Below are 26969 nucleotides of genomic sequence, written 5' to 3' on the forward strand. Positions count from 1 at the left end.
TCACCGCAGCAGTCCCACCAGCCCCGAGCCGCCGGAAGTCAGATCATCGTGGAGCCGGCTGCGAAGCAAGAGCAGAGCGGCGTGGTCGGCGACCTGGGCAAGGTCATCAAGCAGGGCCCGCAGCCGAGGGTGGCCTTCGGCCCGGACAGCCTCGACAATGTCGTCGATGATCTCGCGGACAACGGCGGGAACATGCTCAGGATCAGTGCGCATACCTCGGCCTATCAGACAGCACAACAGGTGCGGGATCGCCTGATGGGGTGACGCATCCCCCCTCCGGCCCAGGCCCGCCGACCATCCCCGCGTTCTTGCGCACCCGCCTGTACCAGCCGGAATCGCCGGCCTGGCGGGAGGGCTACCACGGTGCGGCATGACCTGTGGGTGATCCTCACGCAAGCCGGCCACGCGGTGCAGGCTGATCGCGCGCGTGGCGACGTCCCCGTGCGGCGGCCCGAACAGCGCACGTGAGCACGAGTGCGGCCACCGGCCAGGCGGGGCGCGGGACACTGTGCACACGGCGGCGCCAACCGGGCACCAGGACCGGGCCGGGCTGCACCAGGTCGGCCCACACCTGCTTACCGACGCCCCGCCAGGTCACACCCCAGCCCCCGGCCAGTTCCGCCACGATCCGCAGCCCATGACCACCGACCCTGCCGGCCTCGGCGGGCTGCTGAACCGGCACACGCAGAGACCCGTCACGCACCATGATCCGCAACCGGCCCGCGTCCAATTCCAGGGACAGGCCGATCCGACCGCCCACATGCCGCTGCGCATTGGTCACCAGTTCCGAGACCACCAACGCCACCGCCGCCGGATCCGGGCGCCAGGAGGGATCCCAGCCGAAGCTCTCCACCTGCTCCAGCGCCCAACGACGCGCCGCGCCGACATCGCCGGCCACCCTCAACGCCCGGTACCGCTCACCCATCACCGATCACTGCCTCAGCCGTTCCGTTCCTTCAGGGCCGATCCTCACCACACCAGGTCGGCGTAGCCGGCACGCGCCCTACACCGTGCCTGCCCACTCCTCCACATCCATAAATCGAACCAGAATCGAAAAATGCGGGCAGGGTAAAGCACCGCGGCGCCTCGGACACAGCCGTCGGCGGCCATCCAGCCCGCGTAGACCCACGCACCGGGTGCCACCTGACGCGCCGCCCATCCGCGGTCAGATCGCCGGGATTCCCCGGCCCGGTGTGTCGGCGTCCGCATCACCCGCGGCGCGCAGGGCCTCGTCGACGGTGTCGGCGAGGCCGAAGACCGGCAGGGCTCCGGTGAGTTCCAGGACATGCCGCACCGGTGTGCTGATCGCGGCCAGGACCAGTGCGGCACCGCCGCGCTCGGCTTCCCTGCGCAGTTTCAGGAAGCGGTTGAGGCCCTGGGAGTCGCAGAACGTCACCCCGGCGCACTCCAGGACCAGCCGCCGGCACCCGCCGGCCAACGCCCGGCTCCCCGCATCGCCCAGGAGCTGCTCGGTGCCGAAGTCCAGTGCGCCGGACACCGCCAGGACAACCACGCCCGGCCGGGCAGGGCCGATCGCCCGCACCTGAAACTGCTCCACCGTGACCACCCCAGATCCTTCTCTTCGTCGCCCCGCTTGCCAGGACCACGCCCACCTCAACGATCGGCGTGCACAAGGCGGATTCAATCGGTCGTCGCAACACCGGCTTGCGCTGATCGTAGATGATCGTTGAGGGCTTCCGCTGGTGTCTTCCAGCCGAGAGTCTTGCGGGGGCGGGAGTTGAGGACCGTGGCGATGGCGGCCAGTTCGTTGCCGCTCCATCGGGACAGGTCAGTGCCCTTGGGAAAATACTGGCGCAACAACCCGTTGGTGTTCTCGTTCGTGGCCCGCTGCCACGGGGCGTGCGGGTCCGCGAAGTAGACCGGCAGCCCGGTTCTCAACCGTGAGCTGGGCGTGAGCGGACAGCTCCTTGCCGCGGTCCCAGGTCAGTGAGCGGCGAAGCTGGTCGGGCATGGTGGCCATCGTGGTGGCCAGTGCATCCTTCATGGCCACGGCCCCGTAGCCGCCCAGCGCGGGGCCGTTCTTGGTCGGTGGGACGGTGCCGTAGCCCTCGGCCCGCGGCAGGTGAACGAGCAGTGTGTAGCGGGTTGTTCGTTCCACGACAGTTCCGATCGCCGATCGGTTCAGCCCGATGATCAGTCGGGTAGCGGGGACGCATTACTGCGTCCCCGCCCCCTCAGAACCGTGCAAGCAGCTTTCACCGCACACGGCTCAAGCAAGCCCCGAAGGCTCGCCGGCAGGTACAAATGCTGGGCTTGTCATCGCGGCGGCTTCATTCCGCCGTTGACAATGGGCGTGGAGGAGACGGAGTCGTTGACCGTCCGGTGTGCCCCCACCTGGGAACGCGATGTATTGCTTGGAGATCGCCTTCCGTATGACGACCCGCCACGCTTCCCATTCTTGTGGGCTTCGTGGCGGGTGGTCGGCGTGCAGCAAGAGCCCTCCGCAAATCGAGCAACGGCCGTGCTGTTCCCGTAGAAGGCGCACGGTCATAGCGTCAACTGGCAAAGGAGTTCCCTTGCGGCGCCGCTGAGCCCAATAGGATTCCAGGGCAGGGTCGTCCGGAGACGCCTTCCCCTTGACCAACTGGTGCCGGACTATCTTCGTCCAGGAGAACTTGAGCAGGTAGGCGCCGCTGTCGCGGTCACCGAAAACCCACCGGTCCATCCTGGCTTTGTTGAACCGGCCGAAGTACTTGGCGGATATCCAGTGCTTCGGCTTGTTCGGGTGGCTGTGCTTGGCCCACTTGTAAGCGAGCTTCCACATGTGATTGTCCAGCGCCGTGAAGATCTCACTGGACACCACCGTCCGGTAGTAGGCCGACCAACCCCGAACGACCGGGTTGATCTTCTTAAGTACCGCACCGGCGTTGGCCCCTCGCAAAGCCACCATTTCGGTGCTGAGCCGTTCCTGGATCCGTCGTTGAGCCGCTGTGCTCGGCTTGATCAGCAACTTGCCGTGATAGCGGCGGACATTGAACCCCAGGAAGTCGAATCCGCTCTCCGCGTGGACGATGCGTGTCTTGTCCTCGTGAAAAGCGAGCCCCCTGGGCGTCAGCCATGCAACCAGCCGCTCTTTGACCTGCTCGGCCTGTTCACGACTGGTGCACATCGCGACAAAATCATCTGCATATCGCACCAGCACGGGGCTGCCGCTTTGCGCACTCCCTGCATCTCTGCCGGTGGTGTAATAGCGGACCCCTGCGGCTTCCTCCATCCCGTGCAGAGCCACGTTGAAAAGCAACGGACTGATCACCCCACCCTGCGGAGTTCCCTCCTCGGTCGGGCGAACCGACCGCGATCCACGACCCCGGCCTTCAGCCACTGCCGGACCAGTCCCCGGGCGGGGAAGGTACCGAGTGCGGCCATGAGCCGGGCGTGGTCGATGCGGTCGAACGCCGCCGTCAGGTCTGCGTCGAGCACCCACGCACGCTGCGGGTTCTTCCCGTTGAGCGTGGAGTAGATGGCCCCGATCGCGTCGTGACAGCCGCGGCCGGGCCGAAAGCCGTACGACTTCGGCTCGAACCGCGCTTCCCACGCGGGTTCCAGTGCTCCCAGTGCCACAGCTTGCAGGCACCGGTCAACAATCACGGGAATCCCGAGTCCGCGCTTCTTCGTGGTCCCCGGTTTGGGGATGAACACCCGCTTGACGGGCTTGGGAATCCACGGTCGGGCGCGATGCTGGACCTAGTCAGCCAACGCGGCCTTGGACTGGGACAACAGCACGACCTTTCCGTCGACTCCCGCCGTCGCGCGTCCAGCATTGATCTCCGTGACCCGCCGCACGCTCAGGAGCGTGTTTGAGCGGGAACGGAGCATCAGCTTCTGTAAATTGCGGACCTTCTTGCGATCCCCTGCCTGCGATGCCGTGAAGATTCTCTGCCGCAGACGCCGTACGTCTTCCTCGACCCGACGCCAGTCAATCGACGCCCAGTCCAAGTCTTCGCCCTCGGGTTCGTTCACCGGCGCGGAAGCAGCCGGAAGGGCCGAGGCCGGTCCGTCCGCCATCAACATGGTGTCCAACTTGCCCCTCGGTTCCGTCATCTTTATCCAGTGATTCTGTACAGGCTCACTCGGCCCACGTCAGCACCCTTTCGGGTCCGGGCAGTGCACCCGTATCCGGACGGTTATGTGAGGCGGCCGGCGGAGGGGCCGATCATGATGTATCACTTTCCCGTTTCCTTTCGGCTTCCGGCGTTGGCTTGTTGGGCCGTCCTGTTCCCGCTGGGGAGTTGAGCCTTCCTTGCGGTCGGCTGACCGGGCCAGAGCCGCCCGGACCCCAACGGGGTTTCCACGTTCCACACGAATGAGATACGACCGGGGTGGGTTCTCCCTTTACCCCGAGGCGGCGGTGTCCACCTGACCGGAGTGACCTCTACCGGCCAGCGCCTGCCGCTTCTCAACGGCTAGCCATACACCCCACTCACGCATTCCATCGGCGGGGCTTGGGACAATGCCACGAAGCTTAAGTTGATCTTGATCTTGATCTGGTGGGAGGTGAGCCGAGCAGGGCGAACCTGAGGATGGGTGGGCCCGCATGGTGGGTGCCGGCGTCTGTTGCCCTCTTCACCGGATAGGAGTTGTGGCGGGCGCGTTTGACGACCCGTGGGTAACTGCGTTGGCGCCGTTCGGGGTTGCAGTTTCGGCGTGCTGCGAGCGCTGTAAGGATCTCGGCTGCCACGGCGTCCCACCGCTCAGGGGGGAAAGGCCGCCGTCCCCGTGGCGGTGCGGCGGACGATATTGACGGTCCTCAGGAAGCTGATCCGGTCCGGGTCGATGTCGGCGCCGGTTGCGGCTTGGCAGATCAGGGAGTTGATCGCGTAGTGGACCAGCAGGTAGGCCCAAATCTCCTGGTGGACCAGGTCCGGACTCTTGGACCGCAACACCTTCCCCGGCCCGCGCAGGATGCTCTTGAGCTGCCCGTTTGCGGTCTCCTCCTCCCATCTTTGCTGGTAGGCGCCGGCGAGTTCTCCGGCCGTCAAGGCGTCGTGGTCAGTGATATTGGTGATCAGGCAGATCAGTTCCTGCCCGTCGCGGTCGGGAACGTCGTACTCCACGACCCGCACCACGTGGGCCGCGGCAGGGTCCGGCTTCGCCCCCGACCTCGCTTCGTCCAGCAGTTCCTCACGCTCACGGCCGCGGATCGCTGGGTCGACCAGCGCCGAGAGATATGAGCCGTCGGACAGGACCTCCAGGACCGGCAGCCGCAGCTGCGTCGGCGCCCGCCAGCACAACGCCGCCCCGGTCTGTGTGGCGGCACTGAACGCGGCGAAACTGTAGAAGCCGCGATCGGCCAACAGCAGCCAGTCGCTGGAGATCGAGATCAACAGCGAGGCGGCCATCGCCTTCTCGCTGCGGTTCCACGGGCCGACCTCGGCGTCCATGAACGCGTGAGACCCGCACTCGACCACAGCCACCACCCGGGCCTTGGGGAACGCCGAGCGGGACTGATCGTTGCCCGCGTAGCCGAACTCGGCTGCGTTCTCGGCCGTGTCGGGCAGGTCCAGGTCGAAACCGTCGATGGCCATCAGCCGCCACTGCCGCAGCCAAGCGCCCCGGCTCTCACCGGCAGCCACCGGCTCGGCGACCCGGTAGAACGTCTCACGCAACACATCACGGCCCAGCCGCTTGCGGGCCTGGGTGATCCCCGAAGACGTCGGCGGCTCCCACGCTGCGTCCCAGACGCCGAACTCCGACAGCGACCCGGTGACCTTCTGCGCGACCTCCTCAGCGCCGTCATCGGCGAACAGGCACAGTGCCATCGTCAGGTACGCGGTCACATGTGGAGGAAGCTTCCCACCACGACGTTGCTCAGCCACCCCACACACTGCAGCGGCCTCGTCGACCTTGAACCGCGGTACCGCAGCGACCAAGACCCCCAGCGACACCTGGTCCGGTCGCGCAACCGGCCTACCCGCTTCAACTGCCCCCTGATCCATGCGACAACCGTAGCCGTCCGCCCGAAACGAGCTTCAACGACGCACGAGTCCACCCAACGGCGAGCCGCCATTGAAACCTTGATCAACTTAAGCTTCGTGGCATTGCGCCCTGCCCGACCGTTGAAAGGAGCCACCCGACTAAGGCTTGTCCCGTAAATGATCTTGGGGTGGCTGTGGGCGTGGTCGGTGGTCGGTCTGGCTGTTCGCCTATCCGGCGAGGTTGAGGTTGTGCAGGCGGGCGATGCCGAGCATGGCGTGGTGGACTCCGTCGCCTTTGAGGCGGCAGTCGCGGAGGATCTTCCAGGTCTTCATGCGGGCGAAGGCGTGCTCGACGCGGGCGCGGACTTGTTTGTGGGACGTGTTGTGGGCCTTTTTCCAGTCCGGTAGTTCTTCGCCTTTGCGGCGGCGGTGGGGCATCACGAGCCCGGTGCCCGGGTAGCCGCCGTCGGCGATCGTCATGGTCCTGCCGACGGCGGCCTTCGCGCCGGATTCCTCCCACGCCTTGCAGTCGTTGCGGTTGCCGGGCAGCGGCCGGCCGACCGCTACGACAAGACGGGTGTCGGCGTCGATGACGACCTGGTGGTTGGTGGAGTACCGGTAGTTCTTGGACTGCGCGGCGATGGTGTGGTCGCGGGTCGGAACCAGGGTGCCGTCCACGATGAGCACGGTGTCCTTGCGGAACCGCTTGCGTGGCTGGAGCGCGAGCGAGGGGCCGAGATGGTCGATGATCCGGTCGGCCGCGGACTTCGAGATACCGAAGAGCGGAGCGAGCTGGCGCATGGTCAAGTTTGTTCGCCAGTACGCCGCCACCAGCAGAACGCGGTCTTCCAGCGGGAGGCCCCACGGTCGGCCCTTACGGACCGGATCCGCCCCTTCGCGGCGCAGTGCCGTCACCAACTTGCCGAAGGAACGCGGACTCAGCCCGGTGAACGGGGCTATCCAAGACGGCTCCGACGCCGTGATCACAGCAGACACCGCAAGATCATCTCACCCATGACCGGCAGTTACGGGACAGGTCTTAGGGCTTGCAGATCATTAACACGTCGTCTTGATCTTGGTTGCGGGCTCGCCGGTCAGGGTGAGGACGCGGGCTTGGAGAACGGCGAGGGTCGCGGGTGGGGCTGCTGCGGGCGGGATGGTGATCCTGTGCGCCTTGATCAGTTTCCTGTTCTTGAGGAGGGTGCGGTGCATGGCCGTGCGGCTGCTGCCGAACAGTACGGCCAGGGGTTCCGCGGCTAGCGCGACCCGCAGGTGAAGCACGGTGGCCAGGACTTGTTCGGGGAAGGTGAGCCGGGGTGGACGGCCGGTTTGGGTATCACCGTCAGGAGCCAACGTTGTGGTGAGTTCGTCCAGTTGGGGGCGGGTCATCCCGGTCAGGGCGGGATCAGAGAGCAGGGCCTGGTCCCACTTCGAGGCGGGTTCTTGCGGGGTTCGCGCCGCTGGGACGGTGGGGGCAGGGCTGGGGGTGGAGGTCATAGTTCCAGTCACCGTGGAACGTGTGCCGGACCAGCGGCAGGGCGGCCATCTCCGCGTCGCCGATCTTCACGCCGGTGGGGTAGCTGTTGGTGTCGAGGGCGGCCTTCACGCGTAACCCGGTGGGGGTGGTGGTCGCCGCGATGCTGTTCACGATGACTTCGTGGCTGGTCAGCGGGCGGCCACGCCAGTTCATGGTGATGTGCGAGAAGAGTCGGTGCTCGATCTTGTTCCACTTCGATGTGCCGGGACAATGCCGTTGCTTGAACTCGTTAAGCAGTTCGCAGTGACGCTGCAGGGGCGGGGTCGTTGGACCAAGCATGCATCCTTGGGTGGGGTTGTCAGATCATGTGCGGCTGGGGGTGGTGACGCGGTGGGTGACGCCGGAACTGGTTGCCGGGGTGCTGGAGAAGTGCCGGGTCCGGGACAAGAAGCCCGGCGCGCTGCCCGCTGGGTTCATGGTCTATTTCACCCTTGCGCTGGCACTGTTCCAGCAGGACTCATACGACGATGTAGCTGAACAACTGGTCGGCAGTGTGCCAGAGTTGAGTGCGTGCATTCCGAACAAGTCGTCGTCGTTTACCCGGGCGCGCGGGCGTCTGGGGCCCCTGGTGCTGGAGGCCGTGTTCCAGGAGCTGGTAAGCCCGTTGGCGCCGGTCGGGCTGGAGGGCTCCTTCTACCACGGTATGCGGCTGGCGGCGGTGGACGGGTTTGTGCTGGACGCGCCGGACACAAAGGTGAATCGGGCTGCGTTCGGCGGACCGACCAAGAACGGCCAGTCGGCGGGGTTTCCCCAGGTGAGGGTGGTGACACTGACCGAGTGTGGCACCCACGCGCAGATCGACGCGGCGGTGGGCGGCTTCAACGGCGGCGAGCGGGAACTCGCGATCACTCTGGTAGGCTCGGCAGCCGGGATGCTCGTGGTCATGGACCGCAACTTTCCCGGAGTCGCCTTGTGGAAGGCGTATCTGGAAGCCGGGTCACATCTCCTGCTCCGGGCCCGTTCACCAGTGGCCCACCGTCCGGTCGAGCATCTGGCTGACGGCACCTACTTGGCGAGGATGAACCTGGCCGGGCAGAAGGGCGCGCACCCCGGCGGTGTACTGGTCCGGGTGATCGAGTACCGCATCGACGGCGGTGAGATGGTCAGGCTACTGACCGACCTGCTGGACCCGGTGGAGTACCCGGCGGCGGAGCTGGCAGCTCTGTACCGGGAAAGATGGGAGGCGGAGTCGGCATTTCGGCAGATCAAGACGTTCCAGCGCGGACCGGCCGAAGTTCTGCGCTCTGGCGACCCCGCCCTTGTCCGGCAGGAGGTCTGGGCTCATCTGACGGTGCACCACTGCCTGACCCGGGTCGTCATGCAGCTGGCTGACGACAACGGTATCGACCCGGACCGGGTGTCGTTCGTCAAAGTCCTCAAGCACACACGCCGTAGCGTGGTCCGCCAGTGCGCGGACACGCCGACGAAGATCAAGAAGTTCCTGGCCGTGATGGCGGCAAAGGTCCACCGCAAGCTTGACAACGGCACCCGGCGTCTACGGGAGGCGGACCGGCACCTGAAGCGCCCGGACTCGAAGTACTCCTCCAAGCTTTCCTACCGAATCAACACCCGGGACCGGCAACCCACACGGAGGGTCGAGCCCAAGGTCATCACTCTGCATCCCGGGATAGTTCACTAATCAAGCAACGGCATTGTGTGCCGGGAGGCAGGTGGCAGACGGTGATGGTGAGGCCGGTTTCGTTTGCGAGGCGGGCTAGTTCGAGTTTGAAGGCCCGGGTGCGGTAGCCGTTGGAGCCGCCCGCGTCGGCGGTGATCAGAAGTCGTGTTGCCCGCGGATAGGCGGGTCGGCCTTGCCCGTGCCACCAGCGGCGGATCGACTCCACGGCGAACGCGGCGGTGTCATGGTCAGTGCCGACGTTGACCCAGCCGGTGTTGGCCGCCAGGTCGTAGATCCCGTAGGGGACGGCTTTGCCCAGTTGCGGGTCGGCGAAGTCGTGAACACCCACCAGCACCGGGTCGCCTGCCGGCCGCCACTGGCGGCCGCTGTTCTTGAACTCTCCGACGAGTTCCTTCTTCTTGGTGTCCACGCTGATCACCGGCTGGCCGGTATCCCGGTGTTCACGGGCCTGCTCGTTGAGATAGCGGAACTGGGCATCCCGGTCGATGTGCTGGCCTCCCTCCAGGGTCTTGACGCCCGCCTGCAGGCTGAAGCCTTCCTCCCGCAGCAGGTCGGCGACGGTGTCGGCACTGATCTGGTGCCCGGCTCGGGTGAGCTCCCGGGCCAGGGTTCGAGTGGACTTCACCGTCCATCGCAGGGGCGACATCGGATCTCCCCGCTCGTCCGGCTCGACCAGCGCCAGCAGGGCCGGACGCAGCCCCGGGTCGAGATCCGCGACCCGCTTGCGTCCCCCGCCTGGCCGCCGCACCCGGTCCAGGGGCCTCTCGCCGGCCTCAAGCTCGAAGACGCCCTTGCGGACCGTCGTCTCACTCACCACCGCGGCCTGCGCAACGGCCCGGACGCCCCCATGCCCCAGCATCCTGGCCTCCGCAGCCAACAGCAGCCGCCGCTGCCGTTCGTCCAGGTGCGGAAGCAACACCGCAAACTTCACGGCAAGTTGGGCACGAGTCTCATCGGGGATGCGCATACCACAACAACGATCCCCGATACGAGAAGCAACACCTTGATTGCCTGCAAGCCCTTAGCAGAGACCGACCGCGAAGCACTCAAGGCTAAATTACCGGCACGCGATCAAGCCGCTGCGTAGCTCGCCCGGAAAAGACCCTGCGCTCGCTCCACGTCTCGCAGCGTACGAAGCTGCACCTCCAAATCGCCCGTCCCGTGATGCCCGAGCCCGGACACGTCCCGGGTGAACCCAGGAACGGAGTCAATATCCCTGGGGTCGACCTTCAGGTACACCAGGAGCTTGCTCCGCTGGGGCGGACAGACGCAGGCGAAGTTCCGCAGGCGCTGATACGCCCGGTACTGCTTACGCTCTACGCGGTTCACGCCGTCCCCGAGACCGAGCAACGCCTCGTCGACCGCGCTCGCCAGCTCGACCATCGACGCACCTTGGACATCGGCCGCCGTCCGTGCGACCGCATGCCGACGCACACGCCGGTGTGCCTGGGTCCCACCGCTCACCGACGCCACGGTCTCCAGCCCGATCAGGTCGCTGCCGAAGAGCCGGTAGCGAACCGATCGACCTGCGGTGCTCGCGTACGGCGTGCACGTCGTAGCGCGTGAAGTCGCCGGCGATGCAGATCAGCCTTGGCGCGCTCCAGAGCACCTGGGCTGCGGCCGTTGCCCCGAGCTGGTCGCGGACCAGGTGCTCGAACTCGCGGCGGTGGTCCATCAACCAGGCCATGTAGAAGAGCCCTTGATGGATCGCCCCTGCGTCGACCCCGCGCTTGAATTCCACTTTACCGACCGCAGGAGCTCGGATACCGGCTCTGAACTGCGACGATTTATAGACTACATGTCCGTGACGATGCATCACTACTTTCTGAGGTCGCCCGATGGGGTGGTGCTCGGCTTGGTCGTCTGAGATGACTCTGAAGCCTGTGCTGTTCCAAGCTGCTGACAGATTTCGGGCAGGTCACGGGCTTGGCGACAGGTCAACGGCTCCGGCTGAGCGGAGCGCGTGTCCGAGGTCGCCGACGAGAATCCGCGGGTAGCGCCGCCACCACCACATAGCGTCGGGATCGAACCGACCGATCCGATGAAACTGGGACAGTGCCTGGCCGTCGTCGAAGGCGGTTGCGTCCCGGAAGCAGTCGTCGAGTTCCTGGATCCGCTGGTTCCAGGTCACGAGCACGTGCCCGGGCAGGAGAACCCACGCCTCGTGGAGCCAGTTCCGGCTGTAGAGGTCGTTGGTGTACTCGTCAATGAGGTCCTCGTAGCCGTTCTCAACGGTCCTGACGAGCGAGGCCCACTGGTCGACCATCTCGGTAACGGTGAATGCCTTGCGCCAGCCGCGCCCGTGCAGCACCTCGCCTGCCGCTTGGTCGTCCTGGGGCTCCATGCTGGGGATGTTCGCATGACCCCGGCTGGTGCGGCTACTGGCTTTCCCCGGCTTCGAGACCGAGGGGCGTTCAGGTATCGCGCCCGATTCGACGTGTCCAGACCGGGAACGGCGGCGGCATGACGTCTGCCCGGTCCTGGCCGTCGGACTCGATTGGTGTGAGGTCGGTCCACGGCACCGAGCCGGGATCACTGTCGTCGAGGAAGCTAGTGATGATCGGCTCGAGCGTCTCGGTCAGCACGTAGTGACCACCGAACGGGAGCGATTCCGGAGGCTGTGAGGAGGTCGAACAGCGAAGTTGTCCGGCTTGCTCGTCGTGCCAGACGTAGAACGTGGCGGTTCCATCCAGACCGAGGGTCCGGATGCGGTCACGCAATGCCCTCGCGGTGCTCTCGAAGGCGGCAGCCACCTCCTTCACGGACAGCGTCGCCCGCTCATCGGCGTCGGTGCCGAGATGCCAGGTGTTGGTCTGCGACTCGGTCGCCTGGCTGCCCGGGTCCAGGACCAGGGGCTCGTCCGCGACTTCTGCGATGAACGTCAACAGCATCGGCCAAGTGTGCACTACGGCCGGTGGCCGCCCCACCAGGGATGCGGCGGTCACCGGTCACGTCGGATCAGCCCGCTGGAGCCGCGAGCTGGGCTTGGAGGTCGGCGACGCGGCGGTCCTGGAAGCGGAGGTTGGAGCGGGCGGCCTGGAGGCGTTCGTCGAAGGATCGGTTGTCGGCGGTGAGCTGGCGGACGCGCTGCTTGAGGGCGGTGTTCTCGGTGGCAATCCGCTGGATGGCCTCTTGGTGTCAGCGGTCACGCAATTCCCCAACGAAGGTGCCTTCCGCGTCACGTAATTCGGCTCTGTCGCTGATCTTGTGATCGGTAGGTGTTGACGGCTGGCATCCTGTCCCGCGTGTTCTTCGCCGAGTTTCGAGGCGCTTCTGCCTCATCTGTCCGGTGTCGTGGTGGAGTTGGTCGAGCGGTCGGCTGGCGGGATCACGATGCATGCCCGTGTCCGTGCGGTCGAGGCGCCGTGTCCGCACTGTCGGAGCCCATCGGGACGTGTGCACGGGCGTTACTTGCGACGCCTGTCCGACGCGGCGATCAGCGGCACCCGGGTAGTCATCGAGCTGCTGATACGCCGGTTCCGGTGCCTCAATGCCGCCTGCGCGGCCGTGACGTTCGCCGAGCAGGTCACCGGTTTGACCAGCCCGCATGCCCGCTACACTCCGCTGATGCGCGGGACGCTGACCTCGATCGCGCTGGCGTTGGCCGGGCGGGGTAGGCGGCCGACTCGCGGTCGCGCTGGGGGTCCCGGTGGCGAAGGACACCCTGTTACGCCTGCTCAGGGCCTTCCCCGAGGAGCCTGTCGGGCAGGTCAGGGTGCTGGGCGTCGACGATTTCGCGCTACGGAGGGCGACTCGTACGCGACCGTCCTGGTCGACCTGGAGCGGCGACGCCCCGTCGACGTGCTGCCGGGACGCGAGGCAGAACCGCTGGCAGCCTGGCTCCGTGACCACCCCCGAGGTGGAGGTGATCTGCCGGGACCGGGTGGCTCCTACGCGGAAGGTGCCCGCGCAAACGCCCTCAAGCGGTGCAGGTAGCCGACGCGTGGCACTTGTGGAAGAACGTCGGCGAGGCGGTGGAGAAGACGGTCGGTGCCCATTTCGTCTGCGTGCGGGCCGTGTTCGAGGAGATGCCGCGCGCACCCACCGACGCGCCCGCTGATGACGAAGGCCCGGTGGCGGCACCGGTGGGGGACCCTGGACGTCTGCGGGCGCGAGCGCCGCCTGGTGGTCCGGACCCGGGAACGCTTCACCCTGGTCCAGGACCTGCTGGGCCAGGGGCGCCTCGCTGGAGTCGATCTGCCACCGGCTCCAGCTGGACCGTTCCACCGTCCGCCGCTTCGCCCGCGCGACCAGCATCGACGAGCTCCTGGTCAAGGCGGTCAACCGGTCGACGATCCTGGACAAGTACCGGCCCTACCTCCACCAGCGGTGGAACGAGGGGCTGCCACGACCCCGCCCAACTGCACCGCGACATTACCGCCCTCGGTTTCACCGGCAGCATCCAGGCCGTCCGCCGCTACCTGCGAACCTTCACGCCCTCAGCTCCCGCACCGGCGCCCAGGCCCGCGCCACGGCCCCGCCGCGTCGTCCGGTGGATCATGACCAACCCGGGCAACCTCACCGACGAGGACGCCCCAACCCTCAAGGAAATCCGCGCCGGCTGCCCCGAACTCGACGCCGTCACCGACCACGTCCGCGACTTCGCCGAGATGATGCGCGACCTGCGCGGCGACCAGCTGCCCGACTGGATGGAGCGCGTCGAGCAAGACCCCCTGCCCGCGCTGCACTCCCTGATCACCGGGCTCCGCCGGGACCAGGACGCCGTCATCGCCGGACTGTCCACTCCCTGGAGCTCCGGCCAGGTCGAGGGACAGAACACGAGAGTCAAGCTCATCAAGCGGGCCGGATACGGGCGTGCGAACTTCGACCTTCTACGCAAGCGGATCTTGCACCGGACCTGACCACCAAGCACAAGATCAGCGACAGAGCCGAAATCAGTGACCGTCCACACTTGGGTCCATTCGGCTTCCAAGTCGCGGACCTGTCCCAGGAGTTCACCGATGCGGGTGCGTTGGGCGAGGATCTCGGCGTGGGCGGCTTTGAGGGCATTCTCGGCGTTCAGGGCCCGCTCGCGCCAGGTCGCCTCGCGTGCCTCGTCCTGGTCGGTGACCATCTGGGTCCGTCGTTCGCCCGCTTCGGCCATCGCGGCGGCGACCGCGGCCCTGGCGTCGGGGTGGCCGTAGAGGAAGGTGCGGGAAACGTTCGCGCGGCGGGCGACCGCGGAGACGCTGACCTGGGTCTTCTCGCGGCGGAGCCGGGCGATGGCGTCGCGGACCCGTCCGAGGGCGGCGTCGGTGCTGCGGCGACGGGCGGTCAGGGCGGCGGCCGTGCGTGGATCGGGGACGGTGGTGGTCACGCGCATTGCTCCTGTTCGTCACCGGCGGCCTCGGCGAGGTCGGCGGCGCGGAAGGCGGTGGACCAAACGCGGTGGAAGTAGTCCTGGGGTTTGCGCAGGTCCAGGGCGAGGGCGTCGTCAAGGAGGCCAAGGCCGGCCAGGGCGCTCTCCAGGCCGTCGATGGCGCGGGCGGTGGGTTCGAAGTAGCGGTGGAGGTAGTCGGCGGTGGCGTCGTCGGGGGCGCCCTCGGCCAGCAGCCGCCACTGCTCGCGCTTGCGCCGCCAATAGAGGAGGTCGGCGCCGGACAGGACGAACTTGTCGCAGTTGTGGCAGTTCAGGTTCCAGGGGCAGGCGCCGCCCTCGACGACGGGCTGGAAGGTGCAGAACCCGCCCTCGGCCGGGGTGCTGCGGCGCGACAGGTCGATCGCCAGGGCCTGGGCCTGCTCGCGGGTGAGTGGAGCGGCGCCCTCGGTGATGAGTTCACCGGGGTTGGCGGTGCCGGGGCCGGCGACCCAGACACGTTGGAGGACGTCGTCGAGGTCGGACTGGGTCAGGTGGACATAATGCTCCGCCATTCGGTCACTGACCTGCCCCATATACCGGCGGATGTGCGTCAGGCTCGCCCCGGCCCGCAGCAGCCGGGTTGCCAGGGTATGCCGGGCTTGGTGGGCGACGTAGTGACCGCCCAGGTCGAGGTCGGTGATCCAGTTGCGCAGGCCGGTATGGAACCAGGTGTAGGACAGGGCGCGACGGCCGTCCGAGTTGAGCATGTCGGTGGGGAACAGGGCCAGGTGGACGCGCTCGGCGGGGGTGGGCGCGCGGCCGGCGTGGCGGTCGGCGAAGTGGGCCAGGGTCTTGCGGCGGCGTTCCTCAAGCCGGTCCATGAGCCGGTCGGGGATGCGGATGGCCGCGTTCAGGTTGCCGACCTTGGTCTGGTCGTGCCAGAGCACGGGCAGCCCGCCGTAGCGGCCGATGCAGTCCAGGTGGAGCTGGATGACCTCGTTGGCGCGTCGGCCGGTGATGATGATGGCCTCCCACATATCCCGCAGGCCGCGGTCGTGCGGGTCGTGGTCTTCGGCGAGTTGCAGCAGGTTGCTCTCGTCCGCGAGAGCGCGGGCGACCTCGTCGGGGAAGGGGTTGCGGCGGCGGGGCGTGCCCGGGCCGCCGACCGGCACGGCGGTAATGAAGGCGCGGTTCAATCCGATCTGCTCGGCGCTGCCGTTGTCCAGGGCGCCGCGCAGCACGGCCCGGCCGTAGTTGAGCATCATCCGGCGCATGTTCTCGGTGACCCTCGACTTCTTGCCGTCCAGGCGGGCCTGGCCGCGGAAGGCAAGGCCGAGACGTTCACGGTTGCGCAGGTCCGCGACGAAGCGGTGGGCATGCTCTTCGCGCAGCGCCCTCGGATCGTGGCCGCCGTCTGGGGCTTCGGCCTCCAGGAACGCGCTCAGCTCAGCGCCCGCGCGGCGTTGGTAGTCCACCGGCTGGGCGCTGCGCGGGCATGACGGCGAGCGCAGCACATCGGCGATGTGGTCCCACAGCAGGTCGCGCAGCCACCGCTGGGAGACGCAGGTCAGGTCGACGTAGCTGGAGCGGTGGGGGAAGCGCACTCCGAAGTGCTCGGTCTCGATGTAGCCGGCATCCCGGGTGTCGCCCGGGCTGAAGTAGACCTTCCGCAGGGCTTCTTGCATCTCACTGACCATGCGCTGGTGGTAGTCGCGGTGGAAGACGGACGGGTCCAGGCCGGCCAGGGACGCCACGTCGCGACGCTGGCACTCGTCCGCGAGCGACTGCACCCACGTCAAGTTCCACACGGCGGTGGGCTGCAGGCCGTGGACATACATGCCCCACTGGAACTCGGCCCGCAGCAAGGGCCGCAGGCCGCGCAGGTAGATCTGCCCCGTGCGGTGCACCGGCAACTGCGCGCGGCACCAGGCGCGGAAGGCGATCTGGTCATCGCAGGAGATGGGGACGGGTAGCTCGTGCCGCTCGAAGGTGGCGAAGAAGTTCTTCGGCAGCCGGGCCCCGCCCGGGCGCCCGGCCCGGATGTAGCCGCGCTCGTGCGCGCCGCACAACCCCAGCGGCGAGGCGGCCAGTTCGTCGCACACCTCCGCGCGGCACTCGCCGTAGCCCGGGCAGGGCTGCTGATCGGCCAGCCACCTCTCGAACTCCCCGTTGTCGGGGTACACGTGAACGTCCCCAGCCTCGTACGGATGAAAAGGGACAGTTGCTGATGCGGTGAGACATGCTGCTCGGCACTCTGATGCTTGGTCGATTCGGGCGGCGGAGGGGGCTGGCAGTGGTCTTGGATCCGCAGCGTTGGCTGGAGCTCCGGCGCTTTCGGGGCCTGCTGGAGTCCGGGGCGATGAGCCTGTCGGAGATCGCCAGGGAGACCGGGCTGGACCGCAAAACGGTCCGTAAGTACCTGTCGGCGCCGGGTCCGGCGACGCCTCCGCGGCGGTCGCCGAGTGGGCGGTCGCGGGCGAGGGTGATCGACGAGTTCGGGCCATTGATCGACTCGATGCTTCGGGCCGAGGTCCTGATGAAGGCCGCGGTCATTCATGAGCGGTTGGCCCAGGAGTACGGCTTCACTGGCAACTACCAGCGAGTCAAGCTCTACGTCCAGACCTCCCGGCCCAGAATCGCCGAGGAACTCGGCATCACGCCCAAGGAACTGGCGGGGATGCACCGCCGGTTCGAGGTGATTCCGGGGGCCCAGGCCCAGGTTGACTGGGGTGATGAGGGCAAGATCCTCGCTCACATGGGCATCGCGAAGGTCTACTCCTTCCATATGACGTTGTCGTATTCGCGGGACCCGTTCTGCTGCTTCACCACGAGCCAGGACCTGCAGACCTTCTTCGACTGCCACCGCCGGGCCTTCGCCCACTTCGGCGGGGCTCCGATGACGATCGTCTACGACCGGACCAAGACCGTCGTCCGCCGCCACGTTGCTCCTGGTGAGGCGGTCCCGCTGCATCCGGAAGCGGTCGGCTTCGCCGGCCACTACGACTTCGACATCGACGTGCTGGCCGCCTACCGGCCGCAGGGCAAGGGCCGGGTCGAGCGGCAAGTTCTGATCGTCCGCGATCACGTTCTGTCCGGCCGGTCGTTCTCCTCCGTCGAGGAGATGGACGCCGCGTTCACCGCGTGGGTGCCGCTGCGGCGGGCCCAGATCCACAAGACGCACCGGGAGGTCATCGCGGAGCGGGCGGCGAGAGATCACGCGGCGCTCAAGCCGCTGCCGTCGGTTCCGTACTTGGTGGCCGAGCGGCAGCTGCGGCACGTCGGCAAGGACTGCCTGGTCGCCTTCGACGGGAACCTCTACTCCGTGCCGGCCCGGCGAGTCCGTGCTCGTCAGCTGGTCGAGGTCCGAGCCACGAAGTCCCAGGTCATGCTGCATGGCACCCTTGCTGACATCCATGGCAGCACGCTGCTTGCCGCCCACCCCCGGGCGATCGGCCGCGGTGCCCGTGTCGTCGATGAGTCGCACTGGGACGGTCTGCCCACCGGTAAGAACCGTCGGACCACCACCGGCGACATCCCCATCCAGCCTCGGCAAGAGCGGCCGCGGGGCGAGGAGACCGGCCCGCTGCAGGCCCTGCTGAACCGGGCCGCGGCCACCCGGATCGAGGTCGGGCGCCGACCGTTGTCGGTCTATGACGAGCTGACTGGCACCCGTCCCTTCACCACCCATCGAGCGACGAAGGAATCCTCTTGAGCGAGCTGACCGGCAACCGTATCCGCACCACGGCCGGCAAGCTCGGCCTGCCCCACCTCGCGGAAACCATCAACGAGTTCACCCGCCGGGCGGACGAGGCGAAGATGGGCTATCTCGACTTCCTCGACCTGGTCCTCTCCGAGGAGCTGGCTGTCCGCGACGACCGCCGGTTCCGGCAGGGTCTGCGACTCTCCCGGCTGCCGCACCACAAGACGCTCGATGAGTACGACTTCTCGTTCCAGCCCGACCTCGACCCGCGCAAGGTCAAGGACCTCGCCACGCTCTCGTTCGTCGAGGCCAAGGCCAACGCGGCTCTCCTGGGCCCGCCGGGGGTGGGTAAAACACACATCGCCGTCGCTCTCGCGGTCGCGGCTTGCCGGGCCGGCTACTCGGTCTACTTCACCAGCCTCGACGACATGGTCCGCAACCTCAAAGCCGCCGAAGCCGCCGGCCGCCTGGCCAACAAGCTCGGCACCTACCTACGGCCGGGTGTCCTCGTAGTCGACGAGGTGGGCTACGAGATCCTCGAACGCGGAGAAGCCAACCTGGTCTTCCAGGTCATCTCCAAGCGGTATGAAAAGGGCTCGATCATCCTGACCTCGAACAAGACCTTCAGCGAATGGGGACAGGTGTTCGGTGACGAGGTCCTGGCCACCGCCATCCTCGACCGCCTCCTGCACCATTGCGACGTGATCTCCATCAACGGCCCCAGCTACCGGCTCAAGAACCGACTCAAGGCCATCGAGCGGGACACAGACGTGGCCTGACAGGCCACGTCGCGAACCGGCCGGCGGGGCGGCCCCTTTTAGGGTGGCATCAGGAAAGTCTGCTGATCAGCTCGGAGATGCCATGCCCTTGAAGATGAAGTTGAGCGCGATAACACTAGATTGCCCTGATCCACTGGCTCTGGCGGTGTTCTATCAACAGGCCACCGGCCTTGAGCCGCACCCGAAGTCGGACGCTGACTTTGCCGGTCTCAACCGTGAGGATGGACTCCTCATAGGCTTTCAACGGGTCGACGACTACCGGGCGCCGAGCTGGCCTGATCAGGCCGTTCCCCAACAATTTCACCTTTGCTTCGACGTCGCGGACCTGGACGAGGCGGAGGCTCGGTTGCTGGAGCTGGGAGCAGGCAAGGCTCATCACCAGCCGCATGAGGACAGGTGGCGGGTCCTCACTGATCCGGCCGGGCATCCCTTCTGCATCGTCAGGGGCTGACGCAGCCGTGCTCCCGCACACGACATAGCTGGGGACGTTCATCCGTACGCGGTTGGGGAGGTTAGGTAGTACGCCGACACCCGTCGTCCTCGTCGGCGCCGGGGTGCCGCTTCAGGTGGCTCAGCCACCGGTTGCGGTGCCGGAAGCACACTGCCAGGCGCAGGCTGAAGGCCGGTCGCTGCGGGCAGATCCGGCACATCATCTCCTCCGGGGCCTCCCACGCCGCCAATGGCTCCGCCCCGCGCAGGAACTGGGTCCGGGTCATCCCGCCGGCCTCTGCCTCCTGCCACTGATCGGCGTGCACCGAGCACATCGCGTACCGCCGCCAGCGCGACCGCGCGCAGTCGGGGACCGTGCAGTTCCACGGATAGACCGGGTGAGACGGCGGGATCTTCAGTACCCCGCCACGCAGCACCGGGTCGAACTCGGGTCCGTTGATCAGCACGGTGAGCACCTCCAGCCGGTCCCGTTGCGTGCGGGCGTCCTGCCGCGGCAGCAGGGAGGGCACGGTCACTGGGCCCCACCCCAGACCGTACGCAGGGCGGTGTCGAAGGCCAGGTCGTGGATGTCGACGTGCCCGTAGACCTCGTCGACCATCGCGGCTGAGGCCCAGCCTCCGGCGTCCCGGGCGATCAGCAGGTTGCCCCCGGCCGCGTCGAGTACCGCGGAGGTGAAGTTGTGGCTTGTCTCCGCAGAGGCCGTGTGCAGAGATGTCGGTGTCGCTATTCGCTGGGTGGGCTCGCGGGTGCGTTTGCGACCCGGGTGTTGAGCCTGTGTAGCGATTCGATGGCCATGGAGTGACTGGCATCACATTCAAGCGGTGGGTGGGCCAGCCGTCTCGGATGGCGAGGAAGACGCCAGGATCGAGACGGCTGACCCGACATCAGTCGGTCGGCTTCCATGCGGTGAGCTGGAAGATCCGGGCGGTGTGCATGTAGGGATGCCGTGCGGTGGTGGCGAGTTCGAGGCGTTCGAGGTCGGCGTAGAAGGCAGGGTCGTGCTTGCGTGCGTCGTCGGTGATGTAGTCACAGAAGCTGCGGATGCCGTAGTGGCTGACGTCTCGGCAGCCCAGGTTCTGCAGGATGGGGATGATCTCTTCGGCTGCGTGAAGTGTCAGTGCGGAGTTGAACATCTCGGTTCGGGCTTGGTCGGTTTCGAGCGCGGCGTGTGCGGCCATGGGGTCCATCTGCCGGATGGCGATGTTCAAGGGCGCCGAATGCCGGTTGATCGCCATCACGGAGACCAGGCCCCCGGGCTTGAGCGGGGCGAGAACTGCGGCGAGGACTCCGGGGATGTCGTCCATGTATTGGAGGAGGTTGTGGCAGAGCACGATGTCGAACTCCCCGCCGGCGAGATCCGCGGGGAGATCGGTCACGTCGGCCTCGACACAGGTGATCAGCTCTGTTAGGCCGCTTGCGGCGGCCCGCTCGGTTGCCGAGGCGAGCATGGCGGGAGCGTAGTCGGCGATGGTGACGTGGTGCCCGCGGGCGGCCAGGCGGATGGCGTCGCCGCCGTCGCCGCCGGCGAGGTCGAGTATTCGCAGCGGCCCGCCGTCCAGGCTGTCGAGATGGCGGAGAAGGTTCGCCTCGGCGATCGAGTAGCGCAGTCGGCCCCATGGGGCGTCCTGCCATTCCTGCCAGGTGGTCATCGCGGTGTCGAACTTCTCGGGGGCTTCAGGCATCTGGCGACGATAGCGGCCTGGCTGTGGCGGTGGCGCGGGTGGGTGATCGCCGTGGTCAACTGCAGGATCCGATGATGGTTGTCCGCGCTCCAGGGAGGCGGGTCACGCGGCTGGCTGTGGTGGCGGTTGCCCGCAGATGGACGATCTCTTCATGCTGGGCGGCGAGGCGGGCGAGGGCCTGGGCCCGGAAGTCGGTGAGGTTGTTGGCGATGCTCTCCGACTGGGTGAGTCGCTCCTTCAGCTTGGTGATCTCTGCTTTGAGCCGGGCGATCCGGGCGTCTCGCGGGTCGGGGGTCTCGCCGGCCTGTTGCAGTGAGGCAAGGCGGTGTTCGAACTCTTCGCGCAGGTGGGCATAGGGGCGGGTGCCGTAGAAGGCGGTGCGGTCGACGGCCGCTTCGCGGGCGAGGGTCTTGATGTCGCAGGTGCCGCCGGGTGGGATTTCGCCGCGCAGGAGGCGGTCCATGGCGGCTCGGATACGGTTCTCGTTCTCGGTCCGTTGTGCTGCGGTGATCCTCATGCGGAGTCCTTGTCGGATGGGTCGGTGGAGGCTGCGTCGATCTCGGCGACGACCCGAAGGGCCCGGGTGTAGTCGTGCTGCAGGCGGGCGTGTTCGGTCCGGCGGGTCTTGCCCAGGTCGCCGAGGAACGTCTTCGTCCGTTCGGCGTGGTCGGCCCAGACGGGCCGGTGGCAGGGGTGGTGGGTGGCCTGCGGGCAGCGGGCGGAGTCACACATCCCGATCAGTGGCCGGTCGGCGGTGGGGGTGCCGGCGAGTTTGAGGCAGAGCGCGCGGGAGGGGTCGGTGAACCAGCAGAAGTTCGCCGGTCCGATGTGCAGGGTCATGGCGCGCTTGGTCAGCAGGTTCAGCACGTCCCGGTCACTGCGCTGGGTCCGGGGTGCCGACGCTGCTGCGGGTTCGAGTTTCTCGTCGACGCTGGCGAAGAACTCGGTGAGGCTTCGGGCTCCGGGACCGGCGGGCAGGATGCCCTGCTGGTAGTTGCGGAACTCGGCCAGGACCAGGTCCAGGTTGCGGTCGCTCTCGTGCTTGTTGACCTCGGCCAGGAGTTCGGCCTGGGCCCCGCCGGGGCGCGAGGCATATCCTTCCGTTGTGGCGACAGCAATATGCTTCATGTGGATCTTGGAGGCCAGTACTCCGCCGGGCCGGTAAGCCATTTCCAGGGCCAAAGTCCGCCTGAGCATCCGCAAGTTGACCTGTCCTTCGGGGATCGCGGTCAGGCCCAGTCGCTGTCCTGCTGGGGAGTTCACCCAGTTCCTGAACCACCGGTATCGGATCGTGAAGGCGAACCGGCCGAAGAGCAGTGCCCCGTCGTCCGGTCCGTCGTGGAGGCTCTCGGCGAGTTCGACAGCGCGATAGACCGGCTCGATGACGACCCATTCGTCGGCGGTGCCGCCGAGCGGCTGGCCTTTGACCACCTTGCTGGCGAGCCGGTAGCGGTGCAGGCCAGAAGCCGGTTCCTCGGACATTCGTCGGCACCCGATCCGCAGCTCCATCAGCTCGCTTGCTCGCATTCCTGAGACCGTGGCCAGGACGATGACCGTGGCGGTGCGGACGATCCCGACCAGGGCCACGGCCTGAAGCCGGTGCAGCGGCATGGTCCAGGCCAGCGTGGACGAGGCGTTCGCTGTGGTGATCTCGGCGGCGTCCCGGCCGAAGACCTCTTTCACCCCGACCTCAGCGACCGCGTCCTCCAGCACCCCGCGCAGGGAGCGCATCCACTGTGGCCAGAACTGTCGGGCTCCGGCCTGGCGGGCAAGCACTCCGGTGGCCACCGGTAGGAGCGGATCATCAGCAGACCAGCCGTTGGCGAGGCGGTCGGCGACGTGGTGTTCGGCCAGCATCGGCAGGGGTCTGCACGTTCTCCTGTACTCGGCCAGCAACTCGGTGAACTCGGCCAAGGGGATGAGTGTGTCGTGCCGCAGTCCTCCCGCCTTGTTGGACGTGGTTCGGTCCGCCTCGCGCACCTGTCCGGCGAGTTCGACGGCATGCGGGCCGAGCGTGGAGACCAGGTAGAGCGCCGCGGCGAGCATCGGTTGCAGGATGGTGTCCTCGACGGGCCGGGTCTTGTTCTCCGTCCGGCCGCTGGGCATCTCAGCGACCGCGGTGGCGGTGGCTCCACCCCACGGCCGCAGATCTGCGGGAACGCGGTCGGCGGTGAACAGCTCGCGGTAGCTGACCAGGTCGACGACGGCCTGCGCGGCCCGGCGCCGGGTTCCTGGGCTCTGCTCGCCGATCACGGCTCCGCGCTCATCCGTCACGTAGCGGCGATGGCTGAGGTATGCCTCGCAGATCCGGGTGTCGATCACGGCGAGGCTGGTCACGCCTTGGCCGCCCAACCAGGCCAGGAACTTGATGAGTTCGTCTAGCCGGCCTGCGCAACTGGTGAGATGCAGCGCGGTCCGGTAGGCGCGGGGCAGCAGGGCGACCGCCGGCTGCCGAGGGGCAAGCAGGGCCAGGATCAACTCCTTGGCGACCATCCGCCAGTGGATGTTGGTGATGGTCGCGAAGTCGAAGCGTCGCAGGGACAGGGTCATGTGGACCGGCAGGCCGACGACCTCGGTGAAATCCCACACGTCGTCCTCGAAGAGCGGGCGGCGAACGGTATCGGGCAGGCAGAGACCGGCCTCCCGGCAGACGTCGGCGCCGGCGAAGACGGCGGACCGTCCGTCGAAGGCATAGGAAACGGCGGTGGTCACGCGGTCATCTCCTCAGGCCGCAAGGGAAGTTCGTCATCGCGGTCAGCGACGTGAACGGTCGCCGCCGCCAGGACGGCCGGATCGAAGCGGTCCAGGATCTGCTGGATCCGGGCCGTATAAGGGCCGAAGACGGCCATGAACTGGGCAGCGGGCATCTGCTGCCACTGCCGGGAGAAGAACGCCTTGAGCCGCAGGAGGTTCGCCGCGTGCCGCGGGGCGAACACCGCGAGCGGGCAGAGCAGGCAGACCCAGGGACGGGCCGGGCAAGGCCTGCCCTTCGGGCCATGCAGTCCGGACAGCTGGTCCCCGCAGGCGGCGGTGAACACGTCCCGTTGTCCGCCGACGAGTTCGGCGATCGCCGCGTCGTCCAGGTCCAGGGCCGCCATCAGTTGCGGGTAGCCGCAGGCCAGCGCGACCGCGTCCTCCTGTGTGATTACCGCCGGTGGATGGGACCGCCGCAGCATGTCGTGCTGTGCGTCTTCGATGACCGCCTCGACGGCGCGCTGCTGGGCCGGTGTCACGGAGGTCAGGTAGTGGTCGCCTTCGACCGCCGGGGTGTGGTTGGGGTCGATGGTGGCCCGCCCGCTGCCCGTCCAGGTGTTCTTGTCGCGCATCGCATGGTGCGTGGTGCGGATCCGGGATCGGTGGATCTTCAACGGGCTGCCGTCCTGCGCGAGTATCTGGTGGCGAACCACCCACCGCTGGATGGCCGCCCGTGCACCGGAGCCCGTGACGACGGTGAACTGCCCCGGGCGGCTGAGAGCCACCCACAGCTGTCGCCGGTCCCGAGGACCGGTGAAACTCCGCAGCAGAGCCGAGTGCGCCAGCCACTGCTCCAGCAGGCGCACGGCCCGGCGAGGCAGGGTCAGGCTCTCCGTCGCCGTGCGGCCCTTGATATAAGAGAGAAGGACTGTCGAGTCCCCTGCCCAGTCGATGTCGTCGGTGACCAGGTCGTCAATGCCGTCGGGGACGATGCCGGAGTAGATGCCGAACAGCAGCCGGTAGGCGATCAGAGCGTCATGGGTGGGGAAGAGACCGGCGTTGGCCTGCAGGAATCCTCCCCGCTGCCAGATCGCTCCCTCGGTGCAGCCGAGTTCCTTGCCGAACCGCGCGGTGGTCACCGGGCCGAGGCGGGCCAGCAGCCACCGCACATTCTCGGCTGTCCAGCCGCCCGAGCCCGGGTGCTTGCCGCGAGCGGCCGCGGCAAGGGCCTGCCGGTGGACAGCGTACGACTCGTCGACCAGCGTGCGGCAGACCTCGGCCAGCCGCTGCCATTCTTCCTCCGGATAGGGAGGCAAGGCATGACGGTAGGGCTGGATGTTGAAGTGCCGGCCGGATGCGAGGTCCAGTACCCCCTCGCCGAGCGTGCCACCTGTCTGGGCGAAGCCCTCCAGCATGCCGCGGGTCAGGGCTTCCAGCCTGGTCGGGCTGGTCATCCAGAACTCGGCCAGTTGGCCCCGCCGCAGCTGTGCGGCGCCACCGGTGAAGCCTTGCGCGGCAAGGGTGCGGACCATGTTCCGCAGGGCCTGGACGTAGAAGTTGACCGTGCCGTCCGAGTCGGCAGTGCCGTGTGGGTGGATCAGGTCCACGAGACCGGTCGCCAGGTCACGGGCCAGGAGCGGGTTGGGGAGCCCGTCCAGACAGTAGTCGGACCGGCGGCCGTTGCTGAACACGCAGGTGATGCTGAGCGGTTCCTCGATAAGCTGAGTCGGCATCAGACGTCCTTCTCGCTGAGATCACCGTTGAACTCGGCGGCGGCTTCCTGCTCGGCCTCCGCATTGTTGGTCAGCCCGGCTGCTGTCCCAGCGCCCTCGTATGCCTCCCGGTAGATGCGGGTGGTGTCCAGGCGGCGGAGGTACTTTTCCGTGACGAGTACGGTGCTATGCCCCAAAAGGTCCCGCAGGATCAGCAGCGGGTCTGCCTTGGAGAGGTAGAAGACCAGCGCCGCATCCGCGTCGGTGTCTCTCACAAGCTTTGCTGCTTGCCGGTAGTGGCCGGTGACCAGGTATTCGAGCGTCCTGATCGAGAACGAGTGGCGGAGTCGGTTGGCGTGAACGTGCGGGAACCGGGGCTCGAATCGGGCCCGGATCCGGTCCGATGTGCGCTCGAAGACCGCGGCCCAGGCAGTGAACGGACCGCCGCCGTTCTTCACCGCCAGCAGGCACGATCCTCCCTCGGGGGCGACCAGGCGGCGGCGTTCGGCCGGGATCAGGGAGTCCCACGAGCGGCGCACCCCGTTGACCCGCCCGCCGCGGGGACTGGGCTCGGCGACCACGAGTGGTTCTCCCCACCGGCGCGGCGGGCGCCACGCAGAGTCCTCGGTGGTGGCCGCGCGGTCCAGCTCCATGTAGTCGTGCACTGCGGCGAGGGCCTGGTAGGAGATCCAGGTAGTGCGAAACTTCTTCCCCTTGGTGATCCCGGCCGGAACCGGGAACGGGATCGGCGCTGTCGTCGGCGCCAGCGGCAGCGGGGGGATCTCCCACGGCAGGAGATGGGTGAACTCCTGCAGCCGCAGGCCGGTGGCCAGCGCGAGGTCACCGATCGCGGCGTTGCGGGCCAGCTCCCGGCCGTGGAAGCCGGTGTCCTGCGAGCCGTCCGGCGCCAGCCCGCGAAGGCCCTTGCGGAACAGCTCGGTGAAGTCCGGCTCCAGGTACTTGATCGTCACGTGCGGCTTCGGAGTGCGGCGGACCGCCAGGTTCACCCGCACCTCCCGGCCGGTCCCGGCGAACAGCGCCCGCGCGGACCCGTAGGTGAACGGCTCCGCCGCCGCGTAGTCCTCGGCCATCGCCCACCGGTAGAACAACGACAGGATGCTCATGTGCTGGCCCCACGTCGTCGCCGCGAACCGCGCCTCGGCCGGCCCGGCGGCCCGGTGCTCGGCATACCGGCTCAACCCCGCCTTCAACCGCTCACGCGAGTCGAACAGCCCCACCCCGTGCTCGGCCAGGAACTCCGTCCACGCCTTGAGCACCCTCGCGTAGTTCTCCCACGAGCTCGGCGCCGGGGCCCCGCTCGCCGGTAGCTCGCGTAACCAGCGGTTCACCACCGCCGCCGGGCGGGGTGCGGCCGGGCCGTCCTCGAAGCGCAGGTCGTCGTCGACGAGCACGGGCATCCCCTCGGGGATCAACGGCCGGTGCTTGATGTCCCAAGACCGCCAGCCGTGGGACGAGAAGAAAGTCAGGATCACGAGCACTGACAGTAGAAACACCACACGACCCAGGGCAACTCACAAACC

At 67.5% G+C, this 26969-nt stretch carries 23 protein-coding genes and 6 pseudogenes; 7 read left to right on the forward strand and 22 right to left on the reverse strand.

Translation table 11 applies throughout. The features are described 5' to 3' along the window. Positions 1-48: 48 nt before the first annotated feature. Positions 49-264 (forward strand): hypothetical protein, encoded by a 216-nt coding sequence (locus C8250_RS07690; RefSeq protein WP_187144770.1) that lies wholly within the window; start codon positions 49-51, stop codon positions 262-264. A 124-nt stretch (positions 265-388) separates the two neighbouring features. Here C8250_RS07690 and C8250_RS07695 read toward each other — a convergent pair whose 3' ends face one another. The 10 genes and pseudogenes from C8250_RS07695 to C8250_RS43400 form a co-directional block, all read right to left on the reverse strand. Further along, positions 389-898 carry an ATP-binding protein gene (locus C8250_RS07695; RefSeq protein WP_138359331.1) on the reverse strand — a complete coding sequence of 170 codons (510 nt, stop codon included), beginning with the start codon at positions 896-898 and terminating at the stop codon, positions 389-391. A 267-nt stretch (positions 899-1165) separates the two neighbouring features. After that, positions 1166-1558: an STAS domain-containing protein gene (locus tag C8250_RS07700; protein WP_187144771.1), complete on the reverse strand. Its 393-nt coding sequence runs from the start codon at positions 1556-1558 to the stop codon at positions 1166-1168. Positions 1559-1641: 83 nt separating this feature from the next. Beyond that, positions 1642-2158, reverse strand: a pseudogene (locus C8250_RS07705) (IS30 family transposase); the annotation flags it as partial. Positions 2159-2230: 72 nt separating this feature from the next. Next, positions 2231-2911 (reverse strand): group II intron maturase-specific domain-containing protein, encoded by a 681-nt coding sequence (locus C8250_RS44765; RefSeq protein WP_306665078.1) that lies wholly within the window; start codon positions 2909-2911, stop codon positions 2231-2233. A 138-nt stretch (positions 2912-3049) separates the two neighbouring features. Beyond that, positions 3050-3660 (reverse strand): annotated as a pseudogene (locus tag C8250_RS44770) (reverse transcriptase domain-containing protein); the annotation flags it as partial. A 45-nt stretch (positions 3661-3705) separates the two neighbouring features. Next, positions 3706-4032: a reverse transcriptase N-terminal domain-containing protein gene (locus C8250_RS44775; protein ID WP_306665079.1), complete on the reverse strand. Its 327-nt coding sequence runs from the start codon at positions 4030-4032 to the stop codon at positions 3706-3708. A 680-nt stretch (positions 4033-4712) separates the two neighbouring features. Continuing rightward, a complete protein-coding gene (locus C8250_RS07715; RefSeq protein WP_138359339.1) occupies positions 4713-5957 on the reverse strand; it encodes an IS4 family transposase in 1245 nt (414 codons plus the stop codon). A 207-nt stretch (positions 5958-6164) separates the two neighbouring features. After that, on the reverse strand, positions 6165-6932 hold the full coding sequence (locus tag C8250_RS07720) for a transposase (RefSeq protein WP_187144772.1): 768 nt from the start codon (positions 6930-6932) through the stop codon (positions 6165-6167). 60 nt (positions 6933-6992) lie between these two features. Then, complete coding sequence (locus C8250_RS43395; protein ID WP_244809019.1) at positions 6993-7325, reverse strand: hypothetical protein; 333 nt, start codon at positions 7323-7325, stop codon at positions 6993-6995. 91 nt (positions 7326-7416) lie between these two features. After that, positions 7417-7680: pseudogene (locus C8250_RS43400) on the reverse strand (ISAzo13 family transposase); the annotation flags it as partial. A gap of 82 nt (positions 7681-7762) precedes the next feature. Here C8250_RS43400 and C8250_RS07730 point away from each other — a divergent pair. Further along, the gene (locus C8250_RS07730; RefSeq protein WP_187144773.1) at positions 7763-9112 is read left to right on the forward strand and encodes an IS4 family transposase; all 1350 of its coding nucleotides are present in this window, start codon (positions 7763-7765) and stop codon (positions 9110-9112) included. A 16-nt stretch (positions 9113-9128) separates the two neighbouring features. Here the strand turns inward: C8250_RS07730 and C8250_RS07735 are convergent. The 4 genes and pseudogenes from C8250_RS07735 to C8250_RS07750 all read right to left on the reverse strand — a co-directional run. Beyond that, positions 9129-10079: pseudogene (locus C8250_RS07735) on the reverse strand (ISAzo13 family transposase); the annotation flags it as partial. A gap of 104 nt (positions 10080-10183) precedes the next feature. Further along, positions 10184-10928 (reverse strand): annotated as a pseudogene (locus C8250_RS07740) (DUF5655 domain-containing protein). Positions 10929-11030: 102 nt separating this feature from the next. After that, the gene (locus C8250_RS07745) at positions 11031-11456 is read right to left on the reverse strand and encodes a hypothetical protein (RefSeq protein ID WP_138359581.1); all 426 of its coding nucleotides are present in this window, start codon (positions 11454-11456) and stop codon (positions 11031-11033) included. Positions 11457-11526: 70 nt separating this feature from the next. Next, entirely contained in the window at positions 11527-12003 is a 477-nt protein-coding gene (locus C8250_RS07750) for a hypothetical protein (RefSeq protein WP_187144774.1), read from the reverse strand. Between C8250_RS07750 and C8250_RS07755 the strand changes: the two genes are divergently transcribed. Together C8250_RS07755 and C8250_RS44450 are read left to right on the forward strand one after the other, a co-directional pair. Continuing rightward, a complete protein-coding gene (locus C8250_RS07755) occupies positions 11987-12298 on the forward strand; it encodes a hypothetical protein (RefSeq protein WP_187144775.1) in 312 nt (103 codons plus the stop codon). The genes C8250_RS07750 and C8250_RS07755 overlap by 17 nt on opposite strands. Positions 12299-13140: 842 nt before the next feature. After that, on the forward strand, positions 13141-13974 hold the full coding sequence (locus C8250_RS44450; protein WP_274599424.1) for a transposase: 834 nt from the start codon (positions 13141-13143) through the stop codon (positions 13972-13974). A gap of 131 nt (positions 13975-14105) precedes the next feature. Here the strand turns inward: C8250_RS44450 and C8250_RS43405 are convergent. Further along, positions 14106-14435: pseudogene (locus C8250_RS43405) on the reverse strand (DUF6262 family protein); the annotation flags it as partial. Then, the gene (locus C8250_RS43410; protein WP_244809020.1) at positions 14426-16594 is read right to left on the reverse strand and encodes a site-specific integrase; all 2169 of its coding nucleotides are present in this window, start codon (positions 16592-16594) and stop codon (positions 14426-14428) included. The pseudogene C8250_RS43405 and the gene C8250_RS43410, both read right to left, overlap by 10 nt. Before the next feature lie 74 nt (positions 16595-16668). Here C8250_RS43410 and istA point away from each other — a divergent pair, with 74 nt between their 5' ends. The 3 genes from istA to C8250_RS07785 all read left to right on the forward strand — a co-directional run bounded on the left by istA (position 16669) and on the right by C8250_RS07785 (position 19341). Beyond that, on the forward strand, positions 16669-18123 hold the full coding sequence (istA, locus tag C8250_RS07775; protein WP_164299683.1) for an IS21 family transposase: 1455 nt from the start codon (positions 16669-16671) through the stop codon (positions 18121-18123). After that, complete coding sequence (gene istB, locus C8250_RS07780; RefSeq protein ID WP_138359593.1) at positions 18120-18890, forward strand: IS21-like element helper ATPase IstB; 771 nt, start codon at positions 18120-18122, stop codon at positions 18888-18890. The genes istA and istB overlap by 4 nt, the downstream gene beginning before the upstream one ends. Positions 18891-18972: 82 nt before the next feature. Then, entirely contained in the window at positions 18973-19341 is a 369-nt protein-coding gene (locus C8250_RS07785) for a VOC family protein (protein ID WP_138359591.1), read from the forward strand. A 61-nt stretch (positions 19342-19402) separates the two neighbouring features. On the opposite strand, the gene C8250_RS07790 is transcribed toward C8250_RS07785, so the two are convergent. The 6 genes from C8250_RS07790 to C8250_RS07815 all read right to left on the reverse strand — a co-directional run bounded on the left by C8250_RS07790 (position 19403) and on the right by C8250_RS07815 (position 26921). Next, entirely contained in the window at positions 19403-19855 is a 453-nt protein-coding gene (locus tag C8250_RS07790) for a hypothetical protein (protein WP_187144778.1), read from the reverse strand. Between the two features lie 369 nt (positions 19856-20224). Then, complete coding sequence (locus C8250_RS07795; RefSeq protein WP_138357953.1) at positions 20225-21022, reverse strand: methyltransferase domain-containing protein; 798 nt, start codon at positions 21020-21022, stop codon at positions 20225-20227. Between the two features lie 55 nt (positions 21023-21077). Next, complete coding sequence (locus C8250_RS07800) at positions 21078-21539, reverse strand: hypothetical protein (protein ID WP_138357951.1); 462 nt, start codon at positions 21537-21539, stop codon at positions 21078-21080. Next, positions 21536-23734, reverse strand: coding sequence for a site-specific integrase (locus C8250_RS07805; RefSeq protein WP_138357950.1), 2199 nt, complete (start codon positions 23732-23734; stop codon positions 21536-21538). The genes C8250_RS07800 and C8250_RS07805 overlap by 4 nt, the downstream gene beginning before the upstream one ends. Beyond that, complete coding sequence (locus C8250_RS07810) at positions 23731-25449, reverse strand: hypothetical protein (RefSeq protein ID WP_138357948.1); 1719 nt, start codon at positions 25447-25449, stop codon at positions 23731-23733. Before C8250_RS07810 ends, C8250_RS07805 begins: the two co-directional genes overlap by 4 nt. Then, entirely contained in the window at positions 25449-26921 is a 1473-nt protein-coding gene (locus tag C8250_RS07815) for a site-specific integrase (protein ID WP_203218428.1), read from the reverse strand. The genes C8250_RS07810 and C8250_RS07815 overlap by 1 nt, the downstream gene beginning before the upstream one ends. Positions 26922-26969 lie beyond the last annotated feature (48 nt).

Source organism: Streptomyces sp. So13.3, assembly GCF_005860785.2.
GTDB lineage: Bacteria > Actinomycetota > Actinomycetes > Streptomycetales > Streptomycetaceae > Actinacidiphila > Actinacidiphila fildesensis.

What these genes read in the sequence shown, in the direction of transcription:
- C8250_RS07715 (WP_138359339.1), bottom strand. Translation starts at nt 5,957, where the DNA reads ATGGATCAGGGGGCAGTTGAAGCGGGTAGGCCGGTTGCGCGACCGGAC.
- istA (WP_164299683.1), top strand. Translation starts at nt 16,669, where the DNA reads ATGCTTGGTCGATTCGGGCGGCGGAGGGGGCTGGCAGTGGTCTTGGAT.
- C8250_RS43395 (WP_244809019.1), bottom strand. Translation starts at nt 7,325, where the DNA reads ATGACCCGCCCCCAACTGGACGAACTCACCACAACGTTGGCTCCTGAC.
- C8250_RS44775 (WP_306665079.1), bottom strand. Translation starts at nt 4,032, where the DNA reads ATGTTGATGGCGGACGGACCGGCCTCGGCCCTTCCGGCTGCTTCCGCG.
- C8250_RS44450 (WP_274599424.1), top strand. Translation starts at nt 13,141, where the DNA reads ATGCCGCGCGCACCCACCGACGCGCCCGCTGATGACGAAGGCCCGGTG.
- C8250_RS07785 (WP_138359591.1), top strand. Translation starts at nt 18,973, where the DNA reads ATGCCCTTGAAGATGAAGTTGAGCGCGATAACACTAGATTGCCCTGAT.
- C8250_RS07745 (WP_138359581.1), bottom strand. Translation starts at nt 11,456, where the DNA reads ATGGAGCCCCAGGACGACCAAGCGGCAGGCGAGGTGCTGCACGGGCGC.
- C8250_RS07800 (WP_138357951.1), bottom strand. Translation starts at nt 21,539, where the DNA reads ATGAGGATCACCGCAGCACAACGGACCGAGAACGAGAACCGTATCCGA.
- C8250_RS44765 (WP_306665078.1), bottom strand. Translation starts at nt 2,911, where the DNA reads ATGGTGGCTTTGCGAGGGGCCAACGCCGGTGCGGTACTTAAGAAGATC.
- C8250_RS07810 (WP_138357948.1), bottom strand. Translation starts at nt 25,449, where the DNA reads ATGCCGACTCAGCTTATCGAGGAACCGCTCAGCATCACCTGCGTGTTC.
- C8250_RS07795 (WP_138357953.1), bottom strand. Translation starts at nt 21,022, where the DNA reads ATGCCTGAAGCCCCCGAGAAGTTCGACACCGCGATGACCACCTGGCAG.
- C8250_RS07755 (WP_187144775.1), top strand. Translation starts at nt 11,987, where the DNA reads ATGAACGTCAACAGCATCGGCCAAGTGTGCACTACGGCCGGTGGCCGC.
- C8250_RS07750 (WP_187144774.1), bottom strand. Translation starts at nt 12,003, where the DNA reads ATGCTGTTGACGTTCATCGCAGAAGTCGCGGACGAGCCCCTGGTCCTG.